Annotated in this window: 3 protein-coding genes (1 of these 3 running past the window's edge); all 3 read left to right on the top strand. The window is 73.3% G+C overall.

Annotated elements, in window-relative coordinates:
- Tightly spaced (each overlapping or abutting the next), the 3 genes in view from C882_RS12265 to C882_RS12275 form a layout consistent with a single transcriptional unit that may run on beyond the window.
- Positions 1-6,537, top strand: a complete 6,537-nt coding sequence (locus C882_RS12265; protein WP_009540931.1) for a non-ribosomal peptide synthetase — start codon at positions 1-3, stop codon at positions 6,535-6,537.
- Positions 6,534-7,271 carry a thioesterase II family protein gene (locus C882_RS12270; RefSeq protein WP_009540932.1) on the top strand — a complete coding sequence of 246 codons (738 nt, stop codon included), beginning with the start codon at positions 6,534-6,536 and terminating at the stop codon, positions 7,269-7,271. The genes C882_RS12265 and C882_RS12270 overlap by 4 nt, the downstream gene beginning before the upstream one ends.
- Positions 7,264-21,928: the 5' portion of a non-ribosomal peptide synthetase gene (locus C882_RS12275; protein WP_009540933.1), read on the top strand. Its footprint extends 359 nt past the window's final position; the window shows 14,665 of its 15,024 coding nt (coding positions 1-14,665); the start codon lies at positions 7,264-7,266; its stop codon lies beyond the right edge, outside the window. Before C882_RS12270 ends, C882_RS12275 begins: the two co-directional genes overlap by 8 nt.

Raw genomic sequence — 21,928 nt, forward strand, 5'->3', positions numbered from 1 at the left:
ATGCGTATCTCCGACTTCAAGCTGGTCGCGAAAGACGACGACCGCGCCGCCCTCAAGGCCACGCTGGCGGGCTTCAACCGCACCGCCCGCGACTTCGACCGGACGCGGCTGCTGCCCGACCTGCTGGCGGAAACCGCCCGGCGGGTGCCGGATGCCGTGGCGGTGGAAAGCGACGGCCGCGCCTGGACCTACGCGGAACTGGACGCGCGGGCCGAGGCCATGGCGCGGTTCATCGCCGGGCTTGCCCTGCCCCCGCCGCGCGCGGTCGGCGTGCTGACGGAAAACACCGCCGAGATGCTGGCGGCGATCCTCGGCGTCCTGAAGGCGGGATGCGTCTACCTGCCGCTCAATCCCGACCTGCCGGTGGACCGCCTGCGCTTCATGCTGACCGACGCCGGCGCCGGGCTGCTGGTGTTCGAAAAGCGCTTCGTGCGCGAGGCCAACCGCCTGCAGTGGGAGTGCCCGAGCCTCGCCCATGTGCTGTGCGTCGACAGCGACGCCCCGGCCGAGGAACCGGAATCCCTGTCGGAACTGATGCGCGACGACCTCTGGGCCTACGTGGGCGAGGAAGCGTCGGACGACATCACCGGCGGCGGCTGGTTGTCCTCCTACGACGGGCAGCCCTTGTCGCGCGCGGTGATGGACGACTATGCGGCCAACGTGGACGCCAAGGTCCGCCCGCTGCTGGGGCCGGAGACGCGGGTGCTGGAGATCGGGTGCTCCACCGGCATCACCATGTTCCGCCTCGCGCCCCACTGCGGGCACTACACCGGCGTCGACCTTTCGCCGGCCATCCTGCGCCACACGGAAGCCGAGCGCGCGCGGCTGGGGCTGGACAACATTACCCTGCACGCGCTGCCGGCCCACGCCATCGACCGGCTGGCGAAGGAGGCCGAGGCGGCGGGCGGGTATGACGTGGTCATCATCAACTCCGTCATCCAGAACCTGAACGGCCACAACTACGTCCGCGACGTGCTGCGCAAGGCCGTCGGGCTCATGGCTCCACGCGGCCACGTGTTCCTGGGCGACCTGATGGACCAGGACGCCAAGCAGGCGCTCATCGACGACCTGACGGCCTTCAAGCAGGACAACCCCGATCCGGCGGTGAAAACCAAGCTGGACTGGTCGCACGAGCTGTTCATCGCGCGCGGGTTCCTGGATGACCTGCGCTTCGAGATCCCGGGCGTCGCGGCGGCCTCCCACACCGACAAGATCACGTCGGTGGAAAGCGAGCTGTCGCGGTTCCGCTACGACACCATCCTGACCGTCGACAAGGCCGCTCCGCCCCCGCCGGCGGACGCGCGCCGCCGCCACCAGCACGGCATGTTTGCGCCGGACGCCGCACCCGATGCCACGCCGGCGCAGATCGCGGCGGAGGATGCGGCGTATATCATCTATACATCCGGCACCACCGGGCGGCCCAAGGGGGTGGCGGTCAGCCACCGCAGCTTCCACAACTACATGCGCTGGGCGGCACGGACGTACTATGAAGGCTACGGCGGCGGCTCCATGGCGCTGTTCACCTCGCCGGCCTTCGACCTGACGCTGACCAGCATCTTCGTGCCGCTGTTCCTGGGCCGCACCGTCCATTGCCTGCGAGCCGACGACGTGGACCGGCAGTTGGCCGCCATCTTCCAGCCGGACACAGGCGTCGACGGGGTGAAGCTGACGCCCTCGCACATCACCATCCTGGGCCAGATGGAGCCCGAGCCCGTGCCCGGCATCCGCGTCGCCATCGTCGGCGGCGAGGAACTGACGGAAAAGCAGGTGGCGACGCTGAAAGGCATCTGCCCCAACGTCACCATCTACAACGAGTACGGCCCGACGGAGGCCACCGTCGGCTGCACCATCTCCGTCGCCGATAAGCCGCCCATCCACATCGGCACGCCCATCGACAACACCGAAGTGCTGATCCTGGGCACGGGCGACGACTCCGACTTCAAGCCCGTCGGCGTGCCCGGAGAGTTGTGCGTGGCCGGCGACGGCGTCGCCATCGGCTACTGGAACCGCCCCGACCTGACGGCGGAGAAGTTCCGCCCGCATCCCGACGATCCCGGCCGCCGGCTCTACCGCACCGGCGACCTGGCGAAGTGGACGCCCGAGGGCAACCTGGTCCTGCTGGGCCGCGCCGACCATCAGGTGAAGATTCGCGGCAACCGCATCGAGACCGGCGAGATCGAAAGCCAGTTGCGCACCCTGCCCGAGGTGGTGGACGCCCTGGTCACCGCCCATGCCGCGCCCGACGGCGACAAGGTGCTGTGCGCCTACATCGTCAGCCGCGCCGACGTGCCGCTGGAGACCATCCGCGCCCACCTGTCGGTGGTCTTCCCCGACTTCATGATCCCGAGCCACGTGGTGTCGTTGCGCGAGTTCCCGCTCTCGCCCAACGGCAAGATCGACCGCAAGCGCCTGCCCGCGCCCGATGCCATGGCCAAGGCCCGCGCCAGCGCCTACGTCGCCCCGGCCACGGACAGCGAGCAGGCCCTAGCCGCCGTCTGGGCGGAGGTTCTGGGCGTCGATCAGGTGGGCCGCGACGACGATTTCTTCGCGCTCGGCGGCCACTCGCTGAAGGCAACGCAGGTGGTGTCCCGCGTGCACAAGCGGCTGGGGCTGGAGTTGAGCCTGCGGGAAGTCTTCGGCCACCCGACGCTCCGCGCCCAGGCCGCCCTGCTGGCGGACCGGGAGCGCCGCAGCGCCACCGTCATCACCCCCGTGCCCCCGGCGGTGGATTACGAGGTCTCCCACAGCCAGCGGCGGCTGTGGGTGCTGCACCAGCTGGAAGAGGCGCCGGTCGCCTATACCATTCACGAGGCCGTCGTGCTGACCGGCCCGCTGGACATCGACCGCCTGCGCGCCGCCTTCGCCGCCCTCATGGCCCGTCACGAGACCCTGCGCACCAGCTTCCACCGCGTCGGCGGCGAGCCGCGCCAGCGCATCGTTGATGCCGAGGCCCTGCCCCTGCCGCTGACCGTCGCCGACCTCTCCGCCGAGGCCGACCCGGTGGAGGCGGCCCGCCGGCTGTCGCGGAAGGACGCCGCGACGCCCTTCGACTTGGCGGCCGCGCCGCTCTGGCGGGCGACGGTGGCGACGCTGGGGGCCGACCGCCACGCGCTGCTGTTCAGCATCCACCACATCGTCTCCGACGGCTGGTCGGGGCAGGTGATGATTGCCGAGCTGACGGCGCTCTATGACGGCCGCGAGTTGCCGCCGCTGCCCGTCCAGTACAAGGACTTCGCCGCTTGGCAGAACCGCCGCGTGGCCGGGGCCGGGGCGCATCGCGACTACTGGCTCGCGCAGATGGCCGGCGGCGGGCCCGAGCCGCTGGCCCTGCCGACCGACCTCCCGCGCCCGGGCGTGAAGGGCTTCGCCGGAGACCTGGCACCCCACGTCATCCCCGCCGGGCTTGGCCGCAAGCTGCACCGGCTGGCGCGGGCGCGCGGGGCGAGCCTGTTCATGGTGCTGACCGCCGGCGTGAAGGCCCTGCTGCACCGCTGGACGGGGCAGCAGGACATCGCCGTCGGCTCGCCCGTCGCCGGCCGCACGCACGAGGACCTGGAGCACCAGATCGGCTTTTTCGTCAACACACTGGTCCTGCGCGATCAGGTCGACGGCGACGCCGGTTTCGCGGCGCTGCTCGACCGGGTGCGGGCGACGGCCACCGATGCCTTCGAGCACCAGATCTACCCCTTCGACAGTCTGGTGGACGCGCTCAACCTGCCGCGCGACACCAGCCGATCGCCGCTTTTCGACGTGATGGTGGTGTTGCAGGACGGCGCGACACCGCAGCCGCTGGGCGCCGACCTGGCGGTGGAGAGCCTGGAGGAAACGGCCGCCGTCAGCCGCTTCGACCTGACCTTCCACTTTGCCGAGGACGCGGGGTCGGGGGACATCCTCTGCGGCCTGGAGTATTCCACCGAACTGTTCCGCCGCGACACCGCCGAGCGCCTGTGGCACCGCCTGACCGCGCTGCTGGAGGCCGCCGTGGCCGAGCCCGAGGTGCCGCTTGCCGCCCTGCCCCTGCTGCCGGCGGAGGAAGCCGACACCATCACCGCCCGCTTCGTCCCCGGCCCGTCGGCGCCCGTGCCGGCGCTGCTGGAACCCTTCGCCACGTGGGTCGCCGAACACCCGGAGCGCGCCGCACTGGTGGCGGAAGGGGAGATACTCTCCTACGCCGCGCTGGATGCCGCCTCCGACGCGCTGGCTGCCCGTATCGCCGCCGTGGCGCCCGAGGGCGCGCCGGTCGCCGTGCTGCTGCCGCGCGGGCGCCTGGGGCTGGTGGCCTTCCTGGCCGTACTCAAGGCCGGCTGCGCGTATATGGCGCTCGACCCCGCCTACCCCGCCGACCGCCTGCGCCTGATGGTCGACGACGCGGAGGCCGCCGCGCTCATCACAGCGCCCAGCACCGCCGACCTGCTGCCGGCGCCCGGCGTGCCGGTGCTCGACGCCGCCGCGCCCGCGCCGCTGGAGCGGTTCACGCCCCGCACCGGTGACGGCACGGCCTATATCGTCTACACCTCGGGCTCCACCGGGCGGCCCAAGGGTGTTACGGGCACGGCGGAGTGCCTCGCGAACCTCATCGCCTGGCAGCGCGGCGTCATCGGCGACGGGCTCCGGCAGGCGCAGTTCGCCCAGGCCGGGTTCGACGTCGCCGTGCAGGAAATGCTCTACGCCGTGTCGTCGGGCGGCACCCTGTACGTCCCGGCGGAAGAGGATCGCCGCGACCCGGCCCGCCTGACCAGCTTCGTCGCCGCGCACGGGCTGGACCTCATCACCCTGCCCTACTCCGCCCTGCAAATCCTCTTCGCCGCGCCCGACGCCCAACCGAAGCTCGCAAGCCTCAAGCACATCGTCACGTCCGGCGAGCAGCCGCGCGTGACCGGGGCGCTGAAAGGCTTCCTGGAGGCCCGGCCGGAAGTGGTGCTGCACAACCAGTACGGCCCGTCGGAAACACACGTCGTCACGGCCCACAGCCTGTCCGCCGCCGCCGGCACGCTGGAGCCCCATCCGCCCATCGGCCGCCCCGTCGCCAACGTCCGCGCCCACATTTTGGGCACCGACGACCGCCCGGCGCCCGTTGGGATGCCCGGCGAGTTGGTGATCGGCGGCGTGGCGGTCGCGCGCGGCTATATCGGCGCCGCATCCGGCGAAACGTCGGCCCGCTTCGTGCCCGAGCCGGGCCACGGCGACGCCCTCGCCTACCGCACCGGCGACCGCTGCCGCTGGCGCCCGGACGGCACCATCGAGTTCCTGGGCCGCGCCGACGATCAGGTGAAAATCCGCGGCCACCGCGTCGAAACCGGAGAGGTGGAAGCCGCCCTGGAATCCCTGCCCGAGGTCGCCGCCGCCGCCGTGGTCGCGCGCGAAGTGGCGGGACAGGCGGAACTGGCGGCCTATGTCACCGCCGCCGGCTCGACCCCCGCGCCATCCGCCGTGCGCGCCGCCCTCGCCCGCCGCCTGCCCGACCACATGGTGCCGGCCACCGTCACCGTGCTCGACGCCCTGCCGCTGACCGCCAGCGGCAAGCTCAACCGCCGCGCCCTGCCCGAGCCGGCGCCCGCCCTGGCCGAGGGTGCGGAGCCGCCGGCGACGGAGACGGAAGCCACCCTCATCGGCCTCTGGGAAACCGCGCTCGGCCGCGCGGGCTTCGGAGCGGAGGCGGAGTTCTTTGCGCTGGGCGGCAACAGCCTGCGGGCCGTGCAGCTGATCGTCCGCGTGCAGGAGGCCTTCGGCGTCGAAATGCCGCTGCTCGCCGTCTTCCAGAGCCCCGCCCTGCGCGATCAGGCCCGCTGGATCGACGAGCGCCGCGCCTATGCCGACCGCCACGAGGCCCGCGTCATGCTGGAGCTTTCCGGCGGCGAGGGCCAGCGCCTCTTCGCCCTGCCGCCGGTGCTGGGCTACGGCAGCGTCTTCGCGCCGCTCGCCCAGGCCGTCGGCCACCCGGTCACGGCGCTGGACTTCATCGAGGCCGAGGACCCGCTGCCCGCCTACGCCGACGCGCTCGCCCAGGCCCAGCCCGAGGGGCCGCTGCTGCTGTTCGGCTATTCCGGCGGCGGGAACCTGGGCTTTGAGCTGACCAAGCACCTGGAGGCGCAAGGCCGCACGGTCGAACGCCTGATCCTGCTGGACACCTTCCGGCTCGACCGCACCTACGACACCCCGGCGGACGAACGGCGCGAGGCCATCGAGCGCAACCTCGACTACTTCGCCGACCACATCCGCCGCGACGCGGAAACCCGGATGCTGGTCGACAACCCGGCCATCCGGTCCATGCTTGTCCGGCGCATGGACGCCTTCCTGCGCTGGCTGGACAGTGTCGACAACCGGGGCACCATCGCCGCCGACATCGACCTGATCGAGGCCACCGACCACACGGGCGACCCGCGCCGCGCCGCCTGGGGCCACGCCACCACCGGGCGCTTCACCGTCCACGCCGGCGCCGGGCCGCACGTGGACATGCTGCTGCCCGCCCATCTGGAGGCCAACGCCGCCGTGCTCCGCCGCATCCTCGACACCGTCTCCGCCAAGGTGCCCACGTGAACGCGCAAGTCCGCTCTGCGCCGCGCCCGCCGCTGCGCCTCTACCTGCTGCCCTACGCGGGCGGCGGTGCCTCCATCTGGAACGACTTCCGCAAGGCCCTGCCGCCGGAGATCGAGGCCGTGCCCCTTCAGCCGCCCGGCCGCGAGACCCGCGCCGCCGAAACCCCGCTGACCGCCATCACCGACATGGCGGCCGACGTGCGCCGCCAGATGGAGACGCCCGCGCCCGGCCGCCCCTACGCGCTGATGGGCTACAGCATGGGCGCGCTGATCGCCTTCGAGCTGGCCCGCCTGCTGCGGCGCGAGGGGGCGCCCATGCCCGACATGCTCATCCCCTGCGCCCATGTGGCGCCGCACCTGAAGTCCGACCGCCCGCGCATCTGGGATCAGCCCGACGACGTCTTCCACCGCGAGGTCAAGGCACTGGGCGGCACGCCGGACGAGGTGTGGGACCACCCGGAACTGGTAGAGTTCCTGATGCCGCTGCTGCGCGCCGACTTCACCGCCTGCGACACCTACGCCATGACGGAAGAGGCGCCGCTGGACCTGCCGTTCCTGGTGATCGGCGCCCACGGCGACGTCAACGTGCAGCGCGACACCCTGCTCGCGTGGTCGTGCCACTCCACCCGGCCGCTGGCGCAGCGTTCCGTGCCCGGCGGCCACTTCTTCCTGGCCGAGCAGCCCGCGCTGCTGGCCCGTATCGTCTCCGACGCCCTGGTTCCCGCTCATGCCTGACACCCGCGCCCCCGCCGACACCGCCCGCCTCGCCGACCAGGAATTCTGGAGCCTGCGATTGCGCGGGGCCGAGCCGCACCCCGCCCGCGACCGCCGCCGTGCGTCGGGCACGCGCGAGACGGCACGGATCGACCTGCCGGCGGACCTGGCGGATCGACTGGAGGCGGTGACGGAGGGGGACGCGGCAAACATTTTCGCCCTGGCGGCGACGGCGCTGGCCGTGGTGCTGCACCGCTGGGGCGCGCCGGCGGAGGCCGTCATTGCATCCGCCGCGCTGCACCTGGACGACGAGGATGAAGACGCGGAGGGGCCGGTCTTCCTGCGCCTGCCGCTGGACCCTGACCAGCCCTTGCGCGATCTGGTGGAACAGGTGCAGGACGCCATGGACGAGGCCGCCGCCCACCAGCGTGCGGAGCCCGGCGACTGGCTGGACCCGCTGCGCCCCGCCGCCACCTGGATCGGCCTGCGGGTGCCGGGGCTGACGGCCGACGCGCCCGTCCTGGACACCCTCGACGGCCTGCTGTCGGTGGAGGCGGACGGCACCGCCGCCTTCACCCACGACACCGGCCTGTGGCCCGCGCCCCTGGCCGCCCGCCTGCTGACGCACTGGCGCGCCGCGCTCACCCTGCTGCTGACCGACGGCGGCCGGCTCCTGCGCGACGCCGACACCCTGGACGAGGCCGAGCGCCGGACGGTGCTGGAGGACTTCAACGCCACCGCCCGGACGATCCCGGCGGCCTCTGTCCCCGCCCTGTTCGCCGACACCGCCGCCGCCCGGCCCGACGCCGTGGCGGTGGCGGACGTGACCGGCACCACGCTCACCTATGCGGAACTGGATGCCGCCTCCGACACGCTCGCGCGCGGGCTGGTGGCGCGGGGCGTGGCACCGGGCGCGCTGGTCTGCGTGCTGGTGGAGCGCTCCTGCGCGCTGGTGACGGCCATGCTCGCGGTGCTGAGGGCGGGTGCGGCCTATGTGCCGCTGGACCCGGCGTGGCCGCTGGAGCGCCTGAAGCTGGTGGCCGAGGACGCTGGTGACGCACTCATCCTGGCCGACCGCGCGGTCGACGGGCTGGCGGTCGTCACGACCGGGGACCTGACCGGCGACGGCGCGCTGCCCTCCGTCGAGCCCGATGCGACGGCCTATGTGATGTATACCTCGGGCTCCACCGGGCGGCCCAAGGGCGTGGTCATCCCGCATCACGGCATCGTCCGGCTGGTGCGCGAAAGCGACTTCGTGGACTTCGGGCCGGAGATGGTGACGCTCCAGGCCGGATCGCCCGCTTTCGACGCCGCGACCTTCGAGATCTGGGGCCCGCTGCTGAACGGCGGCAAGGTGGTGCTCGCACCCGTGGACCAGCTGATGGACACGCCGACCTTCGGGCGCATCCTGGCCGACCACGGCGTCACCGCCATGTTCATGACGGCGAGCTGGTTCAACGCCGTGGTGGACGAGGACGCGACCGTCTTCGCCCCCGTCCGTCAGCTCATGGCCGGCGGCGAACGCCTGAGCCCGCGCCATGTGGCCGCCGTGCGCGCCGCCAATCCGGGGATCGAGGTCGTCAACGGCTACGGCCCGACGGAAAGCACCACCTTCACCTGCTGCCACCGGGTAACGGATGCCGACGCCGACGACGTGCCGCTCGGCCCGCCCATCGCCAACACCACCTGCACCATCGTGGACAGCCTGGGCCGCCCCTGCCCCGTCGGCGTGCCGGGAGAGCTTCTGATCGGCGGGCTGGGCCTCGCGTCGGGCTATCACGCGCGGCCCGAGCTGACGGCGGAACGCTTCATCCCCGACCCCTTCCGCGACGGCGGCACCCTCTACCGCTCCGGCGACGTCTGCCGCTGGCGGGAGGACGGCGTGGTGGAATACATCGGCCGCCGCGACGATCAGGTAAAGCTGCGCGGCTTCCGCATCGAACTGGGCGAGATCGAGGCCCTTCTGACCGAAGACCCCGACGTGGCGCTGGCGACCTGTCTGGTGCGCGGTGACCGCCTGCTGGCCTGGATCGTGCCCGATGCCGCCGCCTCCGATCCTCAGGCCCTGGCCGATCGCCAGACGGCGCGGCTGGAAACCCGCCTGCCCGCGCCCATGCGCCCGTCGGCCATCACGCCCCTGCCGCGCCTGCCGCTGACCGCCAACGGCAAGGTGGACCGCGCCGCCCTGCCCGACCCGAAGGCCGCCGCCGTCCCGGTCACACCGCCGCGCACCCCCGCCGAAAAGGCCCTGGTGGCGCTGTTCGAGGCGTTCCTGGGCACCGCGCCGCTGGGCATCGAGGCTGATTTCCTGGCACTCGGCGGCCATTCGCTGAAGGCCGCCGCGCTGATCGCCAAGGCCCGGCGCGACCATGGTTTGGCCTTGAGCCTCGCCGACCTGTTCGCCGCCCGCACGCCCGAAGCCCTGGCGGCGCGCCTGGGCGAGACGGCCGCCAGCGCGCCGCCCGCCATTGCGCCGCGCGACGCCGCCAATGATCCGCCGCCGCTGTCCTTTGCCCAGGCGCGCCTGTGGGTGCTGGACCGGCTGGAGGGGCCGCGCGCCACCTACAACATGCCGGGCGCCCTGCGGCTCTCCGGTCCGCTGGACGAGCCGGCGTTGCGCGCCGCCCTCACTGATCTGGTGGCGCGGCATGAGACCTTGCGCACCACCTTCGGCGATGATCCGGTGCAGTTGATCCAGCCGCCGGCGCCCGTGCCGCTGGAGGTCATCGACTGCCCGCTCGCGGACCTGGAGACCGAGGCCGCCGCCCACGCCGCCCGTCCCTTCAGCCTGTCCGCGGGCGAGGCGCCCTTCCGCGCCGTGCTGCTGCGCGCGAGCCCGACCGAGCACGTTCTGGTCGTCGTCCTGCACCACATCTGCGGCGACGGCTGGTCCGTCGGCGTGCTGGTGAGGGAGTTGGGCGCGCTCTATGAGGCCCACACCACCGGCTCCGCCGCCGACCTTCCCGCGCTGCCCGTCTCCTACGCCGACTACGCCGTCTGGCAACGCGACTGGCTGGCGGCCGGCGAGATGGACCGCCAGCTTGCGTGGTGGCGCGACGCCCTGGCCGGCGCGCCCGCCCTGTCCGGCCCGCCGACGGACCACGCCCGCCCCGCCACCTTCTCCGGCCGGGGTGCCGCGCATCGCTTCCGCCTGTCCCAATCCGGCCTCTCCGCGCTCACCCGAGAGACCGGCGCCACCTCCGCCATGGTGCGTCTGGCCGCCTGGGCCGCACTGGTCGGGCGGTTGGGGCGGCTGGACGAGGTGGTGATCGGCACCCCCGTCGCCGGCCGGCCGGAAGGGACGGAGGAGCTGGTGGGCTTCCTGGTCAACATGCTGCCCATCCGCGTGGACCTGTCCGACGATCCTGACATCCGCACGCTGGTCGGGCGGGTGCGCGAGGCGATGCTGGACGCCATGGCTCATCAGGACCTGCCGTTCGAGAAACTGGTGGACGCGCTCGCGCCCGAACGCGACCTGAGCCACGCGCCGGTCTTCCAGGTGGTCTTCGCACACGATGTGCTGTCGACGGAAACCCCGCTCGGCCTGCCGGGGCTGGCGGGCGGGGCGCTGGAGCTGCCCGTCCATACGTCCAAGTACGACGTCACCCTGGACGTGCGCGAGACCGCCGACGGCCTGGACGCCGCCCTGGAATACGCCACCGACCTGTTCGACCCCGCCACCATCGCCCGCATGGCGACCATGCTGGGCCGCGTGCTGGACACCTTCGCCGACGCCCCGGCCACCGCCGTGTCGCGTATTCCGCTGCTGGACCGGGCGGAGGAAAAGGCGCTGCTCGCGCAAGGCGCCGCCACGGCCGACGCGGCCGCCGATACCACCCTCGGCGCCCTGTTCGCCGCGCAAGCCGCCCGCCGCCCCGATGCGGTCGCCGTCACCTGCGAGGGCGAGCGGCTGACCTATGCCGAACTGGACGCCCGCGCCAACCGCCTCGCCCGCCGGCTGATCGCGGAAGGTGTGGGGCCGGAAACGCGCGTCGCGCTCTGCCTGGACCGCTCGCTGGACATGATCGCCGCCGTGCTCGCGGTGGTGAAGGCCGGCGGCGCCTATGTGCCGCTGGACCCGGCCTACCCCGCCGACCGCATCCGCTACACGGTCGAGGATTGCGGCGCGAGCGTCGTCCTCACCCACGGCCCCGCCGCCCATGCGCTGGAGGGGATGGACGGCCTGACGCGCATCCTGGCCGACGCGCCCGATCTGGCGGACGAGGACCCGAGCCCCGTGCCGGAGCGCGCGGCGCCCGACGGGTTGCTCTATGTCATCTACACCTCCGGCTCCACCGGGCGGCCCAAGGGCGTGGAGATCACCCACGCCAACGTCGTCCGCCTGTTCTCGGCCACCGACCACTGGTTCGGCTTTGACGAGCGCGACGTGTGGACGCTGTTCCACTCCTACGCCTTCGACTTCTCGGTGTGGGAGATGTGGGGCGCCCTGCTGCACGGCGGACGCCTGGTGGTGGTGCCCTGGATGACCAGCCGCGCGCCCGATGCCTTCCACGCCCTGGTGCGCGACGAGAAGGTCACGGTGCTGAACCAGACCCCGTCCGCCTTCCGCCCCTTCATCCAGGCCGACGCGGCGGCCGGCGGAGCCTTGTCGCTGCGGCTGGTGATCTTCGGCGGCGAGGCGCTGGAGCTGAACGCGCTTGCGCCCTGGTTCGACCGCCACGGCGACGAGACGCCGCTGCTGGTCAACATGTACGGCATCACCGAAACCACCGTGCATGTCACCTACCGCCTCATCCGCCGGGCGGACCTGGCGCACGGGGCGAGCGTCATCGGCCGCCCCATCCCGGACCTGTCGCTGCACGTGCTGGACGCCCACCTGCACCCCGTCCCCGTCGGCGTGCCGGGGGAGTTGTGCGTCGGCGGCGCCGGCCTCGCGCGCGGGTATCTCGGGCGGGAGGCGCTGACGGCGGAACGCTTCGTGCCCGACCCCTTCACCGGCGCGGGCCGCCTCTACCGCTCCGGCGACCTGGCGCGGCGGCTGGCGGATGGCGACATCGAATACCTGGGCCGCATCGACCATCAGGTGAAGGTGCGCGGCTTCCGCATCGAACTGGGCGAGATCGAGGCCGCGCTGACCGCCCGGCCCGAGGTGCGCGAGGCCGTGGTGCTGGTGCGCGAGGCCGGCGGCGTGAAGAGCCTCGCCGCCTGGATCGTCGCCCCCGGCTGTGATGTAACGGACCTGCGCCGCCGCCTGGGCGCGCGCCTGCCGGACTACATGGTGCCGGCCGCCATCGTGCCCATGGATGCCCTGCCGCTCACCCCGAACGGCAAGCTCGACCGCCGCGCCCTGCCCGAGCCCGAGGCCGACACCACCGCCTACGCCGCCCCGCGCGGGCCGGAGGAAACGGTGCTGGCCGACGCGTTTGCCGAGGTTCTGGGCGTGGAGCGCATCGGCCGGGACGACGGGTTCTTCGCGCGCGGCGGCGATTCCATCCGCGCCATCCAGGTCATCACCCAGGCCCGCGCCAAGGGGCTGGAAATCGAGCTGGCGACCCTGTTCCGCCACCCCACACCCGCCGGCCTCGCCGCCGCCATCGGGGCCGCGCCCGCCCCGGCCGCAGCCGTCGAGGTTCTGGACGACCGCCGTTATCCCATGACCGCCCTTCAGGCCGGCATGGTCTTCCACGCACAGATGGAGCGCGACGGCGCCGTCTATCACGACGTCTTCTCTGCCGACCTGGCTTGCGCCTTCGATGCGAAGGCCCTGGACGCCGCCGTGCAAGCGGCCTGCGCCCGGCATCCGGTCCTGCTCACCGCCTTCCCAGCCGAGGGCGGCGTGCAGGTGGTGGCCGATCCGGGCAGCGTGCGCGTGCCCGTGGTGGTGGAGGATATCTGCGCCCTGTCCGAGGCCGAGCAGGGCGCCGCCGTCGTTGCGGCCATGGAGGCCGACAAGGCTCGTCCCTTCGACCTGTCCGCCGCGCCGCTGTGGCGCGTGACGGCGCAGGTGCGCGGTGCGGATCGGGTGTCGCTGACGGTCGGCTTCCATCACGCCATCCTGGACGGCTGGAGCTTCGCGACCCTGCTGACGGAAGTGCTGGGAGAGATGCTCGGCACCGCGCCGCCGCCCGCCCCGCGTGCCTCCATGGCCCGCTTCGTGGCGCTGGAGCAGGCGGCCATCGCCGACCCCGCGAGCCTCACGCATTGGCGCGCGACGCTCGACGGCGCCACCGCCACCACGCTCCCCGCCACCGGCGACACAGCCACGCCCGGCGCTGCCCGGCATGACGTGCCGCTTCCGCCCGCGCTTGTGGCCGGGCTGGAGCAGGCGGCCGAGGCCGCCGGGGCGCCGCTCAAGACCCTGCTGCTGACGGCTCACGCCGTCGCCATGGGGCTGTGGGGCGGCACCTGCGACGTGGTCACCGGCATGGTCGCCAACGGCCGGCCGGAGGAAGCGGACGGCGAACGCGCGCTCGGGCTGTTCCTCAACACCCTGCCGCTGCGCCTCGATACCGCTGGCGGGACGTGGCTGGACCTCATCCGCCGCACTCACGCCGCCGAGCAGGCCGCCCTGCCCTTCCGCCGCCACCCGCTGGCCGACATCCAGCAGCGCGCAGCCAATGGCGCGACGCTCATCCACAGCGCCTTCAACTACGTCCACTTCCACGTCTACGGCACCGTGCTGGACGGCGGCGAGGGCCTTGCGGTGGAGGCCGTGCGCCATTGGGAACGCACGGGCCTGCCCCTGACCGCCACCTTCGCCCGATCCCCGCGCGACGGCGGCCTGTCCCTGTCGCTGGGCTTTGAGACGGGGGTCCTGTCGGCGGAGACGGTGGCGGACATCGCCGAGACCTACCGCGCCATCCTCGCCCGCATGGCCGAGGCTCCTGGCGAGGATACCGCCGGTGCTGTGCTGCTGCCCGAGGCGCACCGCGCGGCGCTGAAGCCGTTGGAGCACGCGCCCGCGCCCGCCGCCGGCACGCTGCTGACGCTGGTGGAGGCACAGGCGGCCGCATTGGGCGATGCGATGGCGGTGGAAGACGCCCTGTCCTGGCGCGCGCTTGACCGTCACGCCAACGCGCTCGCCCATCGCCTGCGGGCTCTGGGGGTGGAACGGGATGGCGTGGTGGGCGTCTGCCTGCGTCCCTCGCCCCTTCTGCCCGTCGCGCTCCTGGCGGTGCTGAAGGCCGGGGGCGCGTGGCTGCCGCTCGACCCCGACCACCCGCCGGCCCGCCGCGCGGCGCTTCTGAAGGACGCCGGCGCGCTGGCAGTCATCGGCGAGGGGTTGGGCGACCTGCCCGTCATTCCCGCCGACGCCATCCTGGCGGAGGAAGCGGACGCCCGGCCGGAGGTCGACACCGACCCCGAGGCGCTGGCCTACGTCATCTACACATCCGGCTCCACCGGCCGTCCCAAGGGCGTCGCGGTGCCGCATCGCGCCATCGTCAACACGCTGGGCGCCTATCATGCCCTGACGCCCGAGGACCGCGTCAGCCTGACCACGCGGCCGACCTTCGATGTCTCGGTGCTGGAGATTTTCTCGGCCCTGGCCGGCGGCGCGCGGCTCTACCTGCCGGACGCCGAGACCATCCGCGACCCCGCCGCCCATGCCGCCTATCTGTCCGGGCACGGCATTACGTGCACGTACCTGCACCCCGCCCTGGTGGGGCCGGTGGGCGCGGTGCTCGGCGGGACCAGCCTCCGCAAGCTGCTGATCGGGGTGGAGGCGATCCGGTGGAGGGATATCGCCTGGGCGCTGGAGGCCGGCATCGCCGTGCTGAACGGCTATGGCCCGACGGAAACGGCCGTCTGCTGCACCTTCCACCGCGTCGAAGCCCCCGCCGACGCCCCCGACGCCATCCTGCCCATCGGCCGCCCCCTGCCCGGAATGCGCGCCCATGTGGTCGACGCCGCCCTGCGCCCCGTACCGCTCGGCGCGCCGGGCGAACTGGTGGTCGCCGGCCCCGGCATCGCGCGCGGCTACCTCGGCGATCCGGCGGCGGAGGCCGGGCGGTTCATCGACGACCCGGACGGCCGCCCCGGCATCCGCGCCTACCGCACCGGCGACCGCGTGCGTTGGCGGGCCGATGGCGTGCTGGAGTTCCTGGGCCGTGCCGACCATCAAGTGAAGATCCGCGGCCACCGCGTGGAACCGGCCGAAGTCGCCGCCGCGCTGTCGGCCCTGGCGGACGTGCGCGAGGCCCATGTGGTCGCATTGTCCGACGCCGCCGGGGCCCCGGCGCTGGTGGGCTACGCGGCCTCTGATACCGAGCCCGAGGCGCTGGCCGAGGCCCTGCGCGACCGCCTGCCGGCCTACATGATCCCGTCGACCATCCTGGTGCTCGACGCCCTACCGCGCACCGCCAACGGCAAGGTGGACACATCCGCCCTGCCGCCGCCGGCGTGGCGCGAGGCCGTCTACGAGCCGCCCGCCGGACCCGCCGAGACCGCCGTCGCGGATGCCTTCGCGGCCGTGCTGGGGCGGGAGAGGATCGGCCGCCACGACGACTTCTTCGCGCTGGGCGGCCATTCCCTGCTGGCGACCCGCGTCGCCGCCCGCCTGCGCGACGCGCTGGGGCTCGACCTGCCGCTGAAGGCTCTGTTTGAGGCGCCGACGCCGCGCCTTCTGGCCGTCCGTCTCTCTGGCGGGGCCGTGGCGCGCGACGGGCTGCCGCCGCTGACCCGGCGGCTGGAGGCCGGGCCGGCACCGCTGTCCTTCGCCCAGAGCCGCCTGTGGTTCCTGGACCAGATGGAAGGTGCGTCCGCCGTCTACAACATGCCGCTCGCGCTGGAGCTTGTGGGCACCCTCGACGCCCGCGCGCTGGGCGATGCCCTGACCGATGTGCTCAGCCGGCACGAGGCCCTGCGCACCGCCATCATCCTGGGCGAGGACGGCCGGACGCCGGTGCAGGACATCCGCCCCGCCGACCCGCTCCGCCTGGCGGTGGAGACCATCACCGCCGACGCCCTGGACGCCGTCGCCGCCGAGGAAGCCGCCGCGCCCTTCGACCTGTCCGCCGCGCCCATGCTGCGCGCCCGCCTGCTGCGGCTGGCGGAAGACCGGCATGTGCTGCTGCTGACCCTCCACCACATCGCCGCCGACGGCTGGTCCCTGGGCGTGCTGGTGCGCGATCTGGGCGGGTGCTACGCCGCCCGCCTGGAAAACCGCGCCGCCGCCCTGCCCGACCTGCCCGTGCAGTACGGCGACTATGCCGCCTGGCAGCGCTCCGCCCTGACCGCCACCGTGCTGGACGCCCAGGTGGCGCACTGGCGCGAAACCCTGGCCGGGGCGCCGCCGCTGCTGCCCCTGCCGACCGATCACCCGCGTCCGGCCGTCCAGACCTTCCGGGGCCGGACGGAGGAACGGCCGCTGCCCAAGGCCGCGGTCACCGCCGCGCAAGACCTGGCGGAGACGACCGGCGCCACACCCTTCATGGTACATCTGGCCGCCTTCTCCATCCTGCTGGCACGGCTGTCGGGGGAGGCCGACGTGGTGGTCGGCACGCCGGTCGCCAATCGCGGCCGGGCGGAGGTGGAGGACCTGATCGGCTTCTTCGTCAACACCCTGCCGCTGCGGGTGACGCTGGACGAGGCCGAAAGCGTGGAGGCCCTGGTCGCGCGGGTGAAGGAGACCGCCCTGGCCGCCTTCGCCAACCAGGACGTGCCCTTCGAGCAACTGGTGGAGGCGCTCAAGCCCGAGCGCTCGCTGGCCCACGCGCCGCTGTTCCAGGTGCTGTTCGTCATGCAGACGCAGGACATCGCGCCGCTGGACCTGCCGGGCCTGACCGCCAAGCCCCTGCCGCAGGAGATCACCACCGCCAAGTTCGACCTGACCCTGTCCTTGCGCGAGGACGAAACGGGCGCGCTGGTGGCGGCGTGGGAGTACAACGCCGACCTGTTCGAGGCGGAAACCATCCGCCGCCTCGCATCCCTGCACGCCGCCGTGCTGGAGGCCGCCGGCGCCGCACCCGAGGCGCGGGCCCTGTCCCTGCCGCCGGCGTCGGACATGCAGGCGGCGGCGCTGCTCAACGGCATGGGCGCGGACCTTCCGTTGTCGGATACGGAAACCCTCGCCCACATGGTCGCCCGCGCCGCCGAGCGCGCGCCGCACGCCGTGGCGGTTGAGATGGACGGCGACCGCCTGACCTATGCCGACCTGACCGACCGCGCCGCCCGGCTGGCCGGTGTTCTGGCCGCGCAAGGCGTGGGGCGGAATGCACTGGTGGGGCTCTGCCTGCCGCGCGGGCTGGATCAGGTGACGGCCGTTCTGGCCGCGCTCTGGGCCGGGGCCGGCACCATGCCGCTCGACCCCGCCTATCCCGCCGACCGCCTGGCCTTCATGGTGGAGGACAGCGGCGCCGCCGTGCTGCTGACGACGCAGAGCCTGCGTGACCGCCTGCCCCAGACCGGCGCGCCGGTCCTCTGCCTGGACCAGCCCTGGCCCGACGCCAACCCCGCGCCGCTGCCCGAGGGCGGGCCGGACAGGCTGGGCTATGTGCTCTACACCTCTGGCTCCACCGGCACGCCCAAGGGTGTGGTCATGGGCCAGCGGGCGCTGGTGAACCTGATCCGCTGGCAGCTGGCAGAGGCCCGCGACCCGGCCGCCCGCACGCTGCAATACGCCGCCCTGTCCTTCGACGTCTCCTTCCAGGAAATGCTGTCGACGCTGGCCGGGGGCGGCACCCTGGTGCTGGTCGACGAGGACACCCGCCGCGACCCCGATGCCCTGCTGCGCGTGCTGGACGAGGGCCAAGTGCAGCGCCTCTTCCTGCCCTTCGTCGCCCTGAACGCCCTGGCCGAGGCCGCCGCCCGCACCGGCCGGGTGCCCGGCGCGCTGGCGGAGGTGGTCACGGCCGGGGAGCAGCTGGTGTGCTCCGACGCCGTGAAGGGCTTCTTCCGCGCACTGCCGGGCGCCGTTCTGGTCAACCAGTACGGCCCGACGGAAACCCATGTCGTCACCGCCCACACGCTGGCTGGAGACGCCGACGCCTGGCCCCTGCTGCCGCCCATCGGCACGGCCGTCGCCAACGCCCAGATCAGCTTGCGCGCGCCCGATCTGTCCCTCGTGCCGCCGGGCCTGCCGGGAGAGCTGTGCGTCGCCGGCGTGCCCCTGGCGGACGGCTACCACAACCGCGCCGACCTGACGGCGGAGCGCTTCGTCACCGCCTCCGACGGCACCCGCCTCTACCGCACCGGCGACCTGGCGCGCTGGCGCAACGACGGGACGCTCGCCTATCTCGGCCGCGCCGACGCCCAGGTGAAAATCCGCGGCCACCGCATCGAACCCGGCGAGGTGGAAGCCGCCCTCTCGGCCCATCCGTCCGTGCGCGAGGCCGTGGTCATCGCGCGGAAGGACCGGCCGGGCGACAAGGCGCTGGTGGCCTATGTCACCGGCGCGGATGCTCCCGTCGCCGACCTGAAGGCCTGGCTGCGGGGCCGCCTGCCGCCCTTCATGGTGCCGTCGGCCATCGTGGCGCTGGACGCCCTGCCGCGCACGCCGTCCGGCAAGGCCGACCGCCGCGCCCTGCCGGCGCCCGACCTGTCAGCGGAGGAGACGGCCCACGCCGCCCCCGTGACGCCGACGGAGGATATCCTGGCCGGCATCTGGGCCGATGTGCTGGGGCGCGATCGGGTGGGCCGCGAGGATGGGTTCTTCGACCTGGGCGGCCATTCCCTGCTGGCGACCCGCGTCACCGCCCGCCTGCGCGACCTGTTCGGGGTGGAGGTGCCGGTGCGCACGGTCTTCGAGGCGCCGGTGCTGAAGGACCTCGCCCGCCGCGTCGATGGCCTGCGCGCCGAGGCCCTGGACGCCAACGCCCCGCCGCTGGTGCCCGCCGACCGCGACGCCGCCTGCCCGCCGCCGCTCTCCCCGGCGCAGCAGCGGCTGTGGTTCCTGGCGCAGTTGGAGGGGCCGTCGTCCACCTACTCCATGCCGCTGGCGCTGCGGCTCAAGGGCGCGCTCGACGGTCAAGCCCTGCAAGCGGCGCTGGATGGTCTTGTGGCGCGGCACGAGCCCCTGCGCACCCGCTTCCCCGAGGTGGCGGGCGCCGCCGTGCAGGTGATCGACCCGCCCGCGCGCCTGCCCCTGCCGGTCGAGGACGTGGCGGAGGAGATCCTTGACGAAGCGCTCGCCGCCGAGGCCGCCAAGCCCTTCGACCTAGCCGCCGGGCCGGTGATCCGGGCGCGGCTGCTGCGGCTGGCCGAGGACGACCACGTGCTGATGCTCACCCTGCATCACATCGTCTGCGACGGCTGGTCGCTGGCGGTGATGACGGACGAGATCGGCGCCCTCTACGCCGCCGCCCATGCCGGACGCACCGCCGCCCTGCCGCCGCTCGCCGTCCAGTACGCCGACTTCGCCGTCTGGCAGCGATCGTGGCTGGAGAGCGGAGAGGCCGCGCGGCAACTGGCGTGGTGGAAGGAGACGCTGGCCGGCGCGCCGCCGCTGCTGAGCCTGCCCACCGACCGCCCCCGTCCGCCGCGTCAGAGCTATCGCGGCGAGACGGTGCGCTTCCGCCTGCCCGCCGCCCTGCGCGCGCGGGTGGAGGCCGTCGCACGGGCCGAGGGCGCGACGCTGTTCATGGCCCTGCACGCCGCCTTCGCCGCCGTGCTCTCGCGCTGGGCCGGCGAGACGGACGTGGTCATCGGCACCCCCGTCGCCAACCGCACCCGCAGCGCGCTGGAGCCGCTGGTGGGCTTCTTCGTCAACAGCCTGGCGCTCCGCCTGGACACCTCCGGCGGCCCCGGTTTCCGGGCGCTGCTGGGCCGGGCGCGGGAGGCCGCACTCGGTGCCTACGCCCACCAGGACGTGCCCTTCGAGCAACTGGTGGAGGCGGTCAACCCGGAACGGTCGCTCGCCCACGCGCCGCTGTTCCAGGTGATGCTCATGGTGCAGACCGCCGGCCCCGGCCCGCTGCACCTGCCGGGCGTGACGGCCACGCCGGTGGAGCGGCCGTCGGGCACCGCCAAGTTCGACCTGACCCTGGCGCTCGCCGACGACGATACGGCCGCCGACGGCACCATGGCCGGCGAGATCGAATACGCCGCCGACCTGTTCGACGCCGCCACCATGGAGCGTCTGGCGTCCCACGTCCTCGCCCTGCTGGACGCCGCCACCGCCGCCCCGGACCAGCCGGTGGACGCCGTGGCGCTCCTGACCGACGCCGACCGCGCCACCCTGGCGGCGTGGGAACACGGCAAGGCCCTGCCGGTGGCGCCCGAAACCCTGCACGGGCTGGTGCGGGCCCAGACCAACCGGCAGCCTCTGGCCCCGGCGCTGGTCACCGATGACGGCGCGACCTGGAGCTATGCCGATCTCGACCGGCGCGCCAACCAGTGGGCACAGGTGCTTCGCGCCCGTGGTGCCCGGCCGGGCAGCTTCGTCGCGCTGTGCGTGCGGCGGAGCCCGGAGGTCGTCGCCGCCCTGCTCGGCATCCTCAAGGCGGGCGCGGCCTACGTGCCGCTCGACCCGGAATACCCAGTGGACCGTCTGGCCTTCATGCTGGAGGACAGCAAGGCCGCCGTGGTGGTGACGGAAACGGCGCTCGCCGACCGCCTGCCGAAGACCGATGCCCCGCTGGTGCTGCTGGACGACAATGACAGCGTCGACCGGATGCCGGAGCTTCCGCCAAACGGGGACGTCACGCCCGACATGCCCTGCTACGCCATCTACACCTCGGGCTCCACCGGCCAGCCCAAGGGGGCGGTGAACACCCATGGCGGCGTGGCGCACTTCATCGCCTGGGCGCAGGATGCCTTCGCGGCCTCGCCCGGTGATGCGGTGATGCACAAGACGCCGCTCACCTTCGACGCCTCGATCCTGGAACTGCTGTGGCCTCTGACCGCCGGCACCCGCGTGGTGCTGGCAGCTCCCGACGGCCACCGCGACCCGGCATACCTCGTGCGGCAGGCACGCGAGGCCGGGGTGACGGTGATGTACTTCGTGCCCTCCATGCTCGGCGTCTTCGTGGAAGAACCGGGGCTGGAGGACCTGACAACCGTCCGCCGCATCGTCTGCGGCGGCGAGCAGATGCCCGCCGCCCTGCCCCGCGCCCTGTTCGCGCGGATGCCCGGCGTGGCGCTGTTCAACAGCTACGGCCCCTCGGAAACCGCCATCGGCGTGACGGGGTTCGAGGTCCCGCGCGAGGACATCCCCGCCGTCATCCCCATCGGCCGCCCCACCGCCAACGTCCGCGCCCGCGTGCTCGACGCGCGGCTGGCACCCGTACCGCCGGGCGTGGCCGGGGAGCTGTGCATCGGCGGAGCCCAGGTCGGCCCCGGCTATCTGGACCGGCCGGAGCTGACGGCGGCGGCCTTCGTGCGCGACCCCGAGGATGCGTCGCGCACCCTCTACCGCACCGGCGACCGCGTGCGCTGGCGCGGCGACGGAACGCTGGAGTTCCTCGGCCGCCTGGACCACCAGGTGAAGATCCGGGGCCTGCGCGTGGAACTGGGCGAGATCGAGGCCGCATTGCGCGACCTGCCCGGCGTGCGCGACGCCGCGGTGCTGGAGCGGTCGGGTGCGCTGGTCGCCTACGTGGCCGGTGGACCGGAGCGGGCGGAGATGATCGCCGCCCTGTCCCGCCGCCTGCCCGACCACATGGTCCCGCGCGTGATCGTGGCGCTTGACGCCCTGCCGCTCATGCAGAACGGCAAGCTCGACCGCCGCGCCCTGCCCGAGCCCGACGCAAGCGCGCTGGGCAGCGGGGAAAGGGTGGCGC

The organism is Caenispirillum salinarum AK4 (assembly GCF_000315795.1).
In the GTDB taxonomy this organism is placed as follows: Bacteria; Pseudomonadota; Alphaproteobacteria; order Rhodospirillales; family Rhodospirillaceae; genus Caenispirillum; species Caenispirillum salinarum.